This is a genomic window from Duganella sp. CF517 (assembly GCF_900110275.1).
In the GTDB taxonomy this organism is placed as follows: Bacteria; Pseudomonadota; Gammaproteobacteria; order Burkholderiales; family Burkholderiaceae_D; genus Rugamonas.
The window spans coordinates 415,127-428,071 of the sequence record NZ_FODC01000006.1; the positions used below are offsets into that span (position 1 = coordinate 415,127).

At 67.3% G+C, this 12,945-nt stretch carries 6 protein-coding genes; 4 read left to right on the plus strand and 2 right to left on the minus strand.

Translation table 11 applies throughout. The features are described from left to right. Nucleotides 1-6: 6 nt before the first annotated feature. Nucleotides 7-3,162, plus strand: a complete 3,156-nt coding sequence (locus tag BMX85_RS23950; RefSeq protein WP_090324679.1) for an efflux RND transporter permease subunit — start codon at nucleotides 7-9, stop codon at nucleotides 3,160-3,162. On the opposite strand, the gene BMX85_RS23955 is transcribed toward BMX85_RS23950, so the two are convergent. Beyond that, the gene (locus BMX85_RS23955; RefSeq protein ID WP_090324681.1) at nucleotides 3,159-3,470 is read right to left on the minus strand and encodes a cupin domain-containing protein; all 312 of its coding nucleotides are present in this window, start codon (nucleotides 3,468-3,470) and stop codon (nucleotides 3,159-3,161) included. The two genes, BMX85_RS23950 and BMX85_RS23955, sit on opposite strands and share 4 nt — an antisense overlap. Beyond that, nucleotides 3,467-3,790, minus strand: a complete 324-nt coding sequence (locus BMX85_RS23960) for a type 1 glutamine amidotransferase family protein (protein WP_090324683.1) — start codon at nucleotides 3,788-3,790, stop codon at nucleotides 3,467-3,469. Before BMX85_RS23960 ends, BMX85_RS23955 begins: the two co-directional genes overlap by 4 nt. An 83-nt stretch (nucleotides 3,791-3,873) precedes the next feature. Between BMX85_RS23960 and BMX85_RS23965 the strand changes: the two genes are divergently transcribed. The 3 genes from BMX85_RS23965 to BMX85_RS23975 form a co-directional block, all read left to right on the plus strand. Then, a complete protein-coding gene (locus BMX85_RS23965; RefSeq protein WP_090324685.1) occupies nucleotides 3,874-4,869 on the plus strand; it encodes a GlxA family transcriptional regulator in 996 nt (331 codons plus the stop codon). A gap of 45 nt (nucleotides 4,870-4,914) precedes the next feature. After that, on the plus strand, nucleotides 4,915-5,307 hold the full coding sequence (locus tag BMX85_RS23970; protein ID WP_090324785.1) for a hypothetical protein: 393 nt from the start codon (nucleotides 4,915-4,917) through the stop codon (nucleotides 5,305-5,307). 799 nt (nucleotides 5,308-6,106) lie between these two features. Further along, nucleotides 6,107-12,945 (plus strand): heme utilization protein (locus tag BMX85_RS23975; protein ID WP_090324688.1); only part of this gene is annotated, 6,839 nt, incomplete at its 3' end.

The following is a 12,945-nucleotide window of genomic DNA, read 5'->3' on the forward strand; positions in this document are numbered from 1 at the left end:
GACATTATGTTCGAACGAATCATACGGTTTGCCATCGTCCAGCGCTGGCTGGTCATGCTGGCGGTGGCGGGGATGGCCGGTTTCGGCATCTACAGCTACCAAAAGCTGCCCATCGACGCGGTCCCCGACATCACCAACGTGCAGGTGCAGATCAACACCGCCGCGCCGGGCTACTCGCCGCTGGAGACCGAGCAGCGCGTGACGTTCCCGATCGAGACCGTCATGGCCGGCCTGCCGAACCTGGAGCAGACACGCTCGCTGTCGCGCTACGGGCTGTCGCAGATCACCGTCATCTTCAAGGACGGCACAGACATCTTTTTCGCGCGCCAGATGGTCAACGAGCGCATACAGGAAGCCAGGACGCGGCTGCCGGCCGGAATCGCGCCTGCCATGGGGCCGATCTCCACCGGGCTGGGGGAGATCTACCTGTGGACGGTGGAGGCCAAGCCGGACGCGAAGAAGGCCGACGGCACGCCCTACACGCCGACCGACCTGCGCGAGATCCAGGACTGGATCATCAAGCCGCAGCTGCGCAACGTCGCCGGCGTCACCGAGATCAATTCGATCGGCGGCTACGCCAAGGAATACCAGGTGGCGCCCAACCCGCAGCGCCTGGCGTCCTACGGCCTGACCTTGCAGGATGTGGTGACGGCGCTGGACCGCAACAACGCCAACGCCAGCGCCGGCTACATCGAAAAGCGCGGCGAGCAGCTGCTGGTGCGCGCGCCGGGACAGGTGCAGTCGCTGGAGGATATCCGCAACATCATCCTCAGTAACGTCGACAGCGTGCCGGTGCGGGTGCGCGACGTCGCCGAGGTGCAGATCGGCCGCGAACTGCGCACCGGCGCCGCCACCGACAACGGCCGCGAGGTGGTGCTGGGCACCGTCTTCATGCTGATCGGCCAAAACAGCCGCGCGGTCTCGCAGGCGGTCGACAGGAAGATGGTCGACATCAACCGCAGCCTGCCGGCCGGCGTGCAGGCCATCACCGTCTACGACCGCACGGCGTTGGTCGACAAGGCCATCGCCACGGTGAAGAAAAACCTGCTCGAAGGCGCGGTGCTGGTGATCGCGGTGCTGTTCCTGTTCCTCGGGAATATCCGCGCGGCGCTGATCACGGCGATGGTGATACCGCTGTCGATGCTGTTCACGTTTACCGGCATGGTCACGTACAAGGTCAGCGCCAACCTGCTCAGCCTCGGCGCGCTGGACTTCGGCATCATCGTCGACGGCGCGGTGGTGATCGTCGAGAACTGCGTGCGCAGGCTGGCGCACGCGCAGAACCAGCTTGGCCGCAAGCTGACCCGCGCCGAGCGCTTCGACGAGGTGCACGCGGCGGCCAGGGAATCGCGCCGCCCGCTGCTGTTCGGTCAGTTGATCATCATGGTGGTCTACCTGCCGATCTTCGCGCTGACCGGTGTCGAGGGCCGCATGTTCCATCCGATGGCGCTGACGGTGGTGATCGCGCTGCTGGGCGCGATGCTGTTGTCGATCACCTTCATCCCGGCCGCCGTGGCGCTGTTCATCGGCGACAACGTGGTCGAGAAGGAGCACCGCAGGATCACCGCGTGGTACGGCGCAATCCTGGAACGCGTGCTGGCCAACACCCCGGTCGTGCTGACGTTCGCCGGCATTTCGGTGGTGCTGTCGCTGCTGCTGGCGACGCGCCTTGGCAGCGAATTCGTGCCGAACTTGAACGAGGGCGACTTCGCCATCCAGGCGCTGCGCATCCCCGGCACCAGCCTGACGCAGTCGGTGGAGATGCAAAAACAGATCGAGCTGACGCTCAAGCGGAAATTCCCCGAGATCGAACGGGTCTTCGCGCGCACCGGCACGGCGGAAATCGCCTCCGATCCGATGCCGCCGAATGTCTCGGATGGCTACATCATGCTCAAGCCGCAGGCCGACTGGCCCAAGCCGCGCAAGTCGCGCGACGAGCTGCTGGCGGCGATACGGGAGACGGTCGAAAAGCTGCCCGGGAACGCGTTCGAGTTCTCGCAGCCGATCCAGCTGCGCTTCAACGAGCTGATATCGGGCGTGCGCAGCGACGTCGCCGTCAAGCTGTTCGGCGACGACACGGCGGTGCTGAACGACACCGCCGCGAAAATCGCCGCCGCGCTGGGCAAGGTGCAGGGCGCGACCGAGGTCAAGATCGAACAGACCACCGGGCTGCCGATGCTGACGGTGGAGATCGACCGGAGCAAGACCGCGCGCTACGGCCTCAATGTGGGCGATGTGCAGGAGACCATCGCCACCGCCATCGGCGGCAAGGAGGCCGGTACGATGTTCGAGGGCGACCGCCGCTTCGACATCGTGGTGCGGCTGCCGGACGCGCTGCGCGACGACCTCGATGTGATGCGGCGCCTGCCGGTGCCGCTGCCGCGCGCGGCGGGAACGGACGGCGGAAGCGGCGCCCACTTCATCCCGCTGGGCGAGGTGGCCACGTTCAGCGTGGCGCCGGGGCCGAACCAGATCAGCCGCGAGGACGGCAAGCGCCGCGTCGTCATCAGCGCCAATGTGCGCGGACGCGATATCGGCTCCTTCGTCGCCGAGGCGGAGCAGGCCTTGCAAAGCCAGGTCAAGGTGCCGGCCGGGTACTGGACCGCGTGGGGCGGGCAGTTCGAGCAGCTGCAGTCGGCCGCGCGCCGCCTGCAGATCGTGGTGCCGGTGGCGCTGCTGCTGGTGATGGTGCTGCTGTTGGCGATGTTCGGCAACCTGCGCGACGGGCTGCTGGTGTTTAGCGGAATTCCGTTCGCGCTCACGGGCGGCATCGCCGCGCTGGCGCTGCGCGGCATACCGCTGTCGATATCGGCGGCGGTGGGCTTCATCGCGCTGTCCGGGGTGGCGGTGCTCAACGGCCTGGTGCTGATCGCCTACGTCCGCTCCCTGCGCGAACAGGGACGCACGGTGGAGCAGGCGGTACGCGAGGGGGCGCTGGGCCGGCTGCGGCCGGTGCTGATGACGGCGCTGGTGGCGTCGCTGGGCTTCATTCCGATGGCGATCGCCACCGGCACCGGCGCCGAGGTACAACGTCCGCTGGCGACGGTGGTCATCGGCGGGATCCTGTCGTCGACCGCGTTGACGCTGCTGGTGCTGCCGCTGCTGTACCGGCTGGTCCACCGCGACCGGGGCACGCCAAACCCGGCGCCAGCGCCAGCCTAGGGGCTGCCGGCGCGCTCGATGACCAGGATGCGCGCCTGGCCGACCGGGTGGGCGCAATGGGCGTCCCCCTCGGCGGCATGGAAGATGTCGCCGGCGCGCAGGTGGACCACCAATTCGCGCCCGCCCTCGCGGTAGTGCATCGCCACCTCGCCATCGAGCACGGCGAACACCTCGTCGCCGTCGTTGACGTGCCAGCGGTACGGCTGGTCGGTCCAGTGCAGCCGCACGGTGGCGTCCTTCATCGCGGCGATCGGTTGCGCGTCCCAGGCGCGCGCGCCGGTGTAGTCGCTTGCACGGACGATGTTCACGGTCTGCTCCAGTCGTTGTCCATTTGCCGCGCGGTGGCCAGCGCCAATTCGCGTCCCGCCAACCGCCCGACCAGATGCGGCGACAGGTCGATGCCGGTGGCGACGCCGGCGGAGGCGATGACGGCGCCATTGCCGGTCGAGCGGCGCTTGCCTTGCACCCGCAACTCGGGAAACGCGGCGCCGGCCGCTGTTTTGGCGGGACAGTTGTGCGGCGCCAGCTGCCGGCCGTCGAGCGTGGCGCAGGTGAACACGTCGTACGGTCCGGCGAAGTCGGGGACCTCGACGTCGCCGTAAACGTAAATGCCGATGGTGCGGGTCATGGGGTGCCTCCTGAAACGAAAGCAGGCATCTTCCCACTTCCGCGCTTGACACAAATGACAGCTATGGTGGAATATCTGCCAACATGAATGCTACCGCCCCCGCCATCGACGTCTGGCTCCTGGTGTTGCCGGACTTCGCGCTGCTCGACGCCACCGGCCCCGCCCAGGTGTTTTCCACCGCCAACGACGAGGCGCTCGCCGCCGGCCGTCCCGCGCCCTACCGTATACATATGGTGTCCCCCGGCGGCGGCCTGGTCGCGGCCGCCGCCGGGGTGACGGTGCTGACCGCGCCGCTGCCCGGCGCCGGCCTGGCCGGATCGACGCTGATCCTTGCCGGCGGGCGCGGCGTGGAGGACGGCAGCAATCCGGCGCTGACTGCGGAGCTGGTGCGCTGGGTGGCGCAAGCCGGCGGCGGCGCCGACGCCGTCGCCCGTTGCTGTTCGATCTGTACCGGCGCCTTCCTGCTGGCGCGCACCGGACTGCTGGACGGGCGCCGCGCAGTCACCCACTGGCAGGACGCGGCGCAGTTGCAGGCCCAGTTCCCGGCCATCACGGTGCAGGAGGACGCCATTTATATCAAGGACGGCACTCTATATAGTTCGGCCGGCATCGCGGCCGGCATCGATCTGGCGCTGAGCCTGGTGGGCGAGGACCAGGGCCGCGACTTCGCGCTTAGCGTGGCCAAGCGGCTGGTGGTGTTCTTCAAGCGCCCCGGCGGCCAGCGCCAGTTCAGCTCGGAACTGCTGGCCCAGGCCGATGCGCAGGGCTTGCACGGCCAACTGACGGCCTGGCTGCGCGCGCGCCTGAAGCAGCCGATCGATGTCGACCAGATGGCGGCCGCGTTCGCGCTGTCGGTACGCTCGCTGCACCGCAAACTGCAGCAGGAGGCGGGCGTGTCGCCGGCGCAGTTGCTGCTGCGGCTGCGTATGGAATGCGCCTGCGCGCTGCTCGAGCAGCCCGGCATGACGGTCAAGCGGGTCGCCGCGCAAAGCGGCTTCGGCAGCGAGTACAATCTACGCCGCGCCTTCGCCGCGCAGCTGGGCGTGGCGCCGAGCGACTATCAGGCGCGCTTCGGCTAATCTTGGCCGCCTTCGGGCTTGCGCCGGCAAACAGAGGAAAACCGCATGCGGGGATTTGAAACATGGGTGGCGCGCGTGTTGCTGCTCAACAGCGCGCTGACCCTGGGCGTGAGCCTGGGCCTGCTCGGCGCGCCACAGGACGCCGAGGCGCGGGCGGTGTTGTTCGGCGTCGGGCTGTTCGGTTTTCTGGCCGCCGTGCTGTCGCTCAAACGCCGGCGCGGCGGACCGTGGGGCGGCATGCTGTACTACGCGGTCCAGCTGGTCGGCTATTTTCCGCACGACGGCAGCTGGCAATTCAGCGTCAAGGCCGGCGTCAGCATCGGCCTGATGATGCGGTTTTCGAACGCCACGCTGGTACTTAACATGGTCGCGCTGGCGTTGCTGGCCGCCACCTTGGCGGTACTGGCGCGGCGCCCGCGTCCCGCCGACGCCCGCTGAGCCGGGCGTCTTCCTCCTTTGCTTCCGCTCCCCCGTGCGCCCGTTCCGGGCTGGGCGGGGCGCGCGCGGTCTTTTTCACTGTTGATTGTCGTGGGTCATGCCCGCGTCATGAAGTCACAGTAACATCTTTAACAAAATTTCCTGAATGAATTAATATCGCGCGCGATTTTCCTGCACAGCGGCGGATTGGTCTATATCTTTTCAGCAAAACAACATAGCGGAAAGAACATGATTGGTGCGCTTGGAATGTTGCATTCTGGCAGGTTGCGGGCAAGATACATTCGCCGAAATAAATTCTTCTTGGAAATTAAGTCGGCTATACTTGCCGTTAATACGCTCGGTCCCGGTGCCCCCCAAGCACTGTTCCGGGTCGAAAAAAGTCAATGATTTCAAGTGCTTGGGGCGCTTTTAATACATGACAAAGAACGCCGAGATATTTTATTCCCCGCAGCAACAAGTTTGTTTAGTGAAAGATTCGCTCCGGTCGCCTTGTACTCGAGTGTAGCGAAATTGTCGTCCGCGACGTCCGGTTCAGCGGCTCGCGGATGATGCACGAAACACTTTGGGAAGAAATTTAAGTTGAAATGCAGCAAATCGCCGCCGTTTGCTAAAGTTGACACTTTTGTTGACGTTAAGAATGTGTGTGCGGGATTTTTTGCGCCTGTAGCAACGGATTAGCAGTAAATACATAGTTATAAAACGGCAAATGTGCCACTGACGGAAGCTAGGAGACGACGGGTAGGGCCGTCGATCCCGCTTTTTCGGACAGATCGAATTAGCGCCCTTTAGGAGAAATGCAATGAGCGTCGTAACCAGTTTCACCACGGAACAGATCGCCAGTCTGACTACTCAGCAGATTGTCACGATCACCACAGCCGAATTCGCTTCGCTCAACTCCGATCAAATCGGCGCGCTGACGACGCTCCATGCTTCCCTCCTGACCTCCACCCAATTGGGCGCGATCACCACCAGCGCCGTCGGTTCGCTGGGCACGGAAGACATCGCCGCCCTGGGCACCAGCGCCGTGGTCGGCCTGTCGAGCGCGCAAATGAAAGCGCTGTCGACCGACCAGATCGTCGCGTTGACCACCAACCAGGCCGGCGCGCTGCTGACCCAGCAGGTCGCGGCCCTGTCGACCGACGGCATCGTCGCGCTGGAAACGGCCGATTTCGCCGCACTGAAGACCGCCTCCGTCGCCAGCTTGACCAGCGTCCAGATCAAAGCCCTGACCACCGACCAGATCGTCGCGCTGACGACCGCCGGCGCCAACGCGCTGACCACCGCGCAAGTGTCCAATTTCAGCACCGACGCCATCGCCGCGCTGCAGACGGCCGACATCGCCGCCCTGAAAACCAGCGTCATCGCCTCGCTGTCCTCGACCCAGGTCGCGGCGCTGACGACCGACCAGGTCAAGGCCCTGACCACCGCCACGCTGGTGGCGCTGAGCACCTCGAATATCGCCAGCGGCCTGACGACCGACCAGATCGTCGCCATGACGTCGGCCCAGTTCGCCAGCCTGAGCACCGCCCAGATCGGCGCGCTGTCGAGCAGCAGCATCGCCGCCATCGAAACGGCCGACATCGTCGGCATCAGCACCGCCGGCATCGCCGCGCTCAAATCGAACCAGGTCGCCGGCCTGAGCACCGACCAAGTCGCCACGCTGTCGAGCAACCAGATCGTCGCCATGACCACCGGCACCATCAAGGCGCTGAGCACCGACCAGGTCGTCGCGTTGACCACCGCGCAAGCGGCCGCGCTGACCACCCAGCAAGTCGCCTCGCTGAGCACCGACGCCACCGCCGCGCTGGAAACGGCCGACTTCGCCGCACTGAAGACCGCCGCCATCGCCGGCCTGTCGACCAACCAGATCCGCGCGCTGACGACCGACCAGATCGTCGCGCTGACGACCGCCGCCGCCAATGCCCTGAACAGCGCCCAAGTGGCCGCCCTGAGCACCGACGCCGTCGCCGCCATGCAGACCGCCGACCTGGCCGCGCTGAAGACCGCTTCGTTCGCCGGCTTGAACTCGAGCCAGGTCGCCGCGCTGACCACCGCCCAGGTCAACGGCCTGGCAACCGCCCAGTTCGCCGCGCTGAGCACCTCGAATATCGCCAACGGCCTGACGACCGACCAGATCGTCGCCATGACGTCGGCCCAGTTCGCCAGCCTGAGCACCGCCCAAGTCAACGCGCTGTCGACCAGCAGCATCGCCGCCATCGAAACGGCCGACATCGTCGGTATCAGCACCGCCGGCATCGCCGCGCTGAAATCGAACCAGATCGCCGCCCTCGTCACCGAACAGATCGCCACGTTGTCGAGCAACCAGATCGTCGCGCTGACCACCGCCGGCGTCCGCGGCCTGACCACCGACCAGGTCGTCGCGCTGACCACCGCCCAAGCCGCCGCGCTGAGCACCCAGCAAGTGGCCGCGCTGAGCACCGACGCCGTCGCCGCGCTGGAAACGGCCGATTTCGCCGCACTGAAAACGGCCGCCATCGCCGGCCTGACCACCAACCAGATCCGCGCCCTGACGACCGACCAGGTCGTCGCGCTGACCACCGCCGAAGCCAACGCCCTGAGCAGCGCCCAAGTGGCCGCCCTGAGCACCGACGCCGTCGCCGCGCTGCAAACGGCCGACCTGGCCGCGCTGAAGACCGCGTCTTTCGCCGGCCTGAATTCGAGCCAGGTCGCCGCGCTGACCACCGACCAGGTCAAAGGCCTGGCAACGGCGCAACTGTCCGCGCTGAGCACCGCCAACATCGCCAACGGCCTGACGACCGACCAGATCGTCGCCATGACCTCGGCCCAGTTCGCCAGCCTGAGCACCGCCCAGATCAACGCGCTGTCGACCAACAGCATCGCCGCCATTGAGACGGCCGACATCGTCGGTATCAGCACCGCCGGCATCGCCGCGCTGAAATCGTCGCAGATCGCCGCCCTGGTCACCGACCAGATCGCCACGTTGTCGAGCAACCAGATCGTCGCGCTGACCACCGCCGCCGTCCGCGGCCTGACCACCGACCAGGTCGTCGCGCTGACCACCGCCCAAGCCGCCGCGCTGAGCACCCAGCAAGTGGCCGCGCTGAGCACCGACGCCGTCGCCGCGCTGGAAACGGCCGACTTCGCCGCACTGAAGACCGCCGCCATCGCCGGCATGACCACCAGCCAGATCCGCGCCCTGACCACCGACCAGGTCGTCGCGCTGACCACCGCCGAAGCCAACGCCCTGAGCAGCGCCCAGGTCGCCGCGCTGAGCACCGACGCCGTCGCCGCGCTGCAAACGGCCGACCTGGCCGCGCTGAAGACCGCCTCGTTCGCCGGCCTGAATTCGAGCCAGGTCGCCGCGCTGACCACCGACCAGGTCAAAGGCCTGGCGACGGCGCAACTGTCCGCGCTGAGCACCGCCAACATCGCCAACGGCCTGACGACCGACCAGATCGTCGCCATGACGTCGAGCCAGTTCGCCAGCCTGAGCACCGCCCAGATCAACGCGCTGTCGACCAACAGCATCGCCGCGATTGAAACGGCCGACATCGTCGGTATCAGCACCGCCGGCATCGCCGCGCTGAAATCGTCGCAAATCGCCGCGCTGGTCACCGACCAGATCGCCACGTTGTCGAGCAACCAGATCGTCGCGCTGACCACCGCCGGCGTGTCGGGCCTGACCACCGACCAGGTTGTCGCGCTGACCACCGCGCAAGCCGCCGCGCTGAGCACCCAGCAAGTTGTCGCGATGAGCACCAACGCCATCGCCGCGCTGGAAACGGCCGACTTCGCCGCGCTGAAGACCGCCGCCGTCGCCGGCCTGACCACCAACCAGATCCGCGCCCTGACGACCGACCAGGTCGTCGCGCTGACCACCGCCGAAGCCAACGCCCTGAGCAGCGCCCAAGTGGCCGCGCTGAGCACCGACGCCGTCGCCGCGCTGCAAACGGCCGACCTGGCCGCGCTGAAGACCGCGTCGTTCGCCGGCCTGAACTCGAGCCAGGTTGCCGCGCTGACGACCGACCAGGTCAAAGGCCTGGCCACCGCCCAGTTCGCCGCTATGAGCACCGGCAACATCGCCAACGGCCTGACGACCGACCAGATCGTCGCCATGACGTCGGCCCAGTTCGCCAGCCTGAGCACCGCCCAGATCGGCGCACTGTCGACCAACAGCGTCGCCGCGATCGAAACGGCCGACATCGTCGGTATCAGCACCGCCGGCATCGCCGCGCTGAAATCGAACCAGATCGCCGCGCTGGTCACCGACCAGATCGCCACGTTGTCGACCAACCAGGTCATCGCGCTGACCACCGCCGGTGTCGCCGGCCTGACCACCGACCAGGTTGTCGCGCTGACCACCGCGCAAGCGGCCGCGCTGAGCACCCAGCAAGTTGTCGCGATGAGCACCAACGCCATCGCCGCGCTGGAAACGGCCGACTTCGCCGCACTGAAGACCGCCGCCGTCGCCGGCCTGACCACCAACCAGATCCGCGCCCTGACGACCGACCAGGTTGTCGCGCTGACCACCGCCGAAGCCAACGCCCTGAGCAGCGCCCAGGTCGCCGCGCTGAGCACCGACGCCGTCGCCGCGCTGCAAACGGCCGATCTGGCCGCGCTGAAGACCGCGTCGTTCGCCGGCCTGAACTCGAGCCAGGTTGCCGCGCTGACGACCGACCAGGTCAAAGGCCTGGCCACCGCCCAGTTCGCCGCAATGAGCACGTCGAACATCGCCAACGGCTTGACGACCGACCAGATCGTCGCCATGACGTCGAGCCAGTTCGCCAGCCTGAGCACCGCCCAGATCGGCGCACTGTCGACCAACAGCGTCGCCGCGATTGAAACGGCGGACATCGTCGGTATCAGCACCGCCGGCATCGCCGCGCTGAAATCGTCGCAGATCGCCGCGCTGGTCACCGACCAGATCGCCACGTTGTCGACCAACCAGGTTGTCGCGCTGACCACCGCCGGTGTCGCCGGCCTGACCACCGACCAGGTTGTCGCGCTGACCACCGCGCAAGCGGCCGCGCTGAGCACCCAGCAAGTTGTCGCGATGAGCACCAACGCCATCGCCGCGCTGGAAACGGCCGACTTCGCCGCACTGAAGACCGCCGCCGTCGCCGGCCTGACCACCAACCAGGTCCGCGCCCTGACGACCGACCAGGTTGTCGCGCTGACCACCGCCGAAGCCAACGCCCTGAGCAGCGCCCAAGTCGCCGCCCTGAGCACCGACTCGGTCGCCGCGCTGCAAACGGCCGATCTGGCCGCGTTGAAGACGGCTTCGTTCGCCGGCTTGAACTCGAGCCAGGTCGCCGCGCTGACGACCGCCCAGGTCAACGGCCTGGCAACCGCCCAGTTTGCCGCGATGAGCACCGGTAACATCGCCAACGGCCTGACGACCGACCAGATCGTCGCCATGACGTCGAGCCAGTTCGCCAGCCTGAGCACCGCCCAGATCGGCGCACTGTCGACCAACAGCGTCGCAGCGATCGAGACGGCCGACATCGTCGGTATCAGCACGGCCGGCATCGCCGCGCTGAAATCGTCGCAGATCGCCGCGCTGGTCACCGACCAGATCGCCACGTTGTCGACCAACCAGGTCGTCGCCCTGACCACCGCCGGTGTCGCCGGCCTGACCACCGACCAGGTCGTCGCGCTGACCACCGCCCAAGCGGCCGCCCTGAGCACCCAGCAGGTCGCCGCCTTCAGCACCAACGCCATCGCCGCGCTGGAAACGGCCGACTTCGCCGCGCTGAAGACCGCCGCCGTCGCCGGCCTGTCGACCAACCAGATCCGCGCCCTGACGACCGACCAGATCGTTGCGCTGACGACCACCGAAGCGAACGCCCTGAGCAGCGCGCAAGTGGCCGCCCTGAGCACCGACGCCGTCGCCGCCCTGCAGACCGCCGACATCGCCGCGTTGAAAACGGCGTCGTTCGCCGGTTTGAATTCGAGCCAGGTCGCCGCGTTGACCACCGACCAGATCAAAGGCCTGGGCTCGGCGCAGTTCGCCGCGATGAGCACGTCGAACATCGCCAACGGCCTGACCACCGACCAGATCGTCGCCATGACGTCGGCCCAGTTCTCCGCCCTGAGCACCGCCCAGATCGGCGCACTGTCGACCAACAGCGTCGCCGCGATCGAAACGGCCGACATCGTCGGTATCAGCACGGCCGGCATCGCCGCGCTGAAATCGTCGCAGATCGCCGCCCTGGTCACCGACCAGATCGCCACGCTGTCGACCAACCAGATCGTCGCGCTGACCACCGCCGGCGTGTCGGGCTTGACCACCGACCAGGTCGTCGCGCTGACCACCGCCCAAGCCGCCGCGCTGAGCACGCAGCAGGTCGCCGCCTTCAGCACCAACGCCATCGCCGCGCTGGAAACGGCCGACTTCGCCGCGCTGAAGACCGCCGCCGTCGCCGGCCTGTCGACCAACCAGATCCGCGCCCTGACGACCGACCAGGTTGTCGCGCTGACCACCGCCGAAGCCAACGCCCTGAGCAGCGCCCAAGTCGCCGCCCTGAGCACCGACTCGGTCGCCGCGCTGCAAACGGCCGACCTGGCCGCGTTGAAGACCGCGTCGTTCGCCGGCCTGAACTCGAGCCAGGTGGCCGCGCTGACGACCGCCCAGGTCAACGGCCTGGCAACCGCCCAGTTCGCCGCGATGAGCACGTCGAACATCGCCAACGGCTTGACGACCGACCAGATCGTCGCCATGACGTCGACCCAGTTCGCCAGCCTGAGCACCGCCCAGATCGGCGCGCTGTCGACCAACAGCGTGGCCGCGATTGAAACGGCCGACATCGTCGGTATCAGCACCGCCGGCATCGCCGCGCTGAAATCGTCGCAGATCGCCGCCCTGGTCACCGACCAGATCGCCACGCTGTCGACCAACCAGGTTGTCGCGCTGACCACCGCCGGTGTCGCCGGCCTGACCACCGACCAGGTCGTCGCGCTGACCACCGCGCAAGCGTCCGTCCTGACCACCCAGCAGGTCGCCGCCTTCAGCACCAACGCCATCGCCGCGCTGGAAACGGCCGACTTCGCCGCGCTGAAGACCGCCGCCGTCGCCGGCCTGTCGACCAACCAGATCCGCGCCCTGACGACCGACCAGATCGTTGCGCTGACGACCACCGAAGCCAATGCCCTGAGCAGCGCGCAAGTGGCCGCCCTGAGCACCGACGCCGTCGCCGCCATGCAGACCGCCGACATCGCCGCGTTGAAAACGGCCTCGTTCGCCGGCTTGAATTCGAGCCAGGTCGCCGCCCTGACCACCGACCAGATCAAAGGCCTGGGTTCGGCGCAGTTCGCCGCGATGAGCACCGCCAACATCGCCAACGGCCTGACCACCGACCAGATCGTCGCCATGACCTCGGCCCAGTTCTCCGCCCTGAGCACCGCCCAGATCGGCGCACTGTCGACCAACAGCGTGGCCGCGATCGAAACGGCCGATATCGTCGGTATCAGCACGGCCGGTATCGCCGCGCTGAAATCGTCGCAGATCGCCGCGCTGGTCACCGACCAGATCGCCACGCTGTCGACCAACCAGGTTGTCGCGCTGACCACCGCCGGTGTCGCCGGCCTGACCACCGACCAGGTCGTCGCGCTGACCACCGCGCAAGCGTCCGTCCTGACCACCCAGCAGGTCGCCGC

Excerpts from the sequence above, each read along its gene's own strand:
- BMX85_RS23970 (WP_090324785.1), top strand. The coding sequence starts at position 4,915 with ATGCGGGGATTTGAAACATGGGTGGCGCGCGTGTTGCTGCTCAACAGC.
- BMX85_RS23960 (WP_090324683.1), bottom strand. The coding sequence starts at position 3,790 with ATGACCCGCACCATCGGCATTTACGTTTACGGCGACGTCGAGGTCCCC.
- BMX85_RS23965 (WP_090324685.1), top strand. The coding sequence starts at position 3,874 with ATGAATGCTACCGCCCCCGCCATCGACGTCTGGCTCCTGGTGTTGCCG.
- BMX85_RS23950 (WP_090324679.1), top strand. The coding sequence starts at position 7 with ATGTTCGAACGAATCATACGGTTTGCCATCGTCCAGCGCTGGCTGGTC.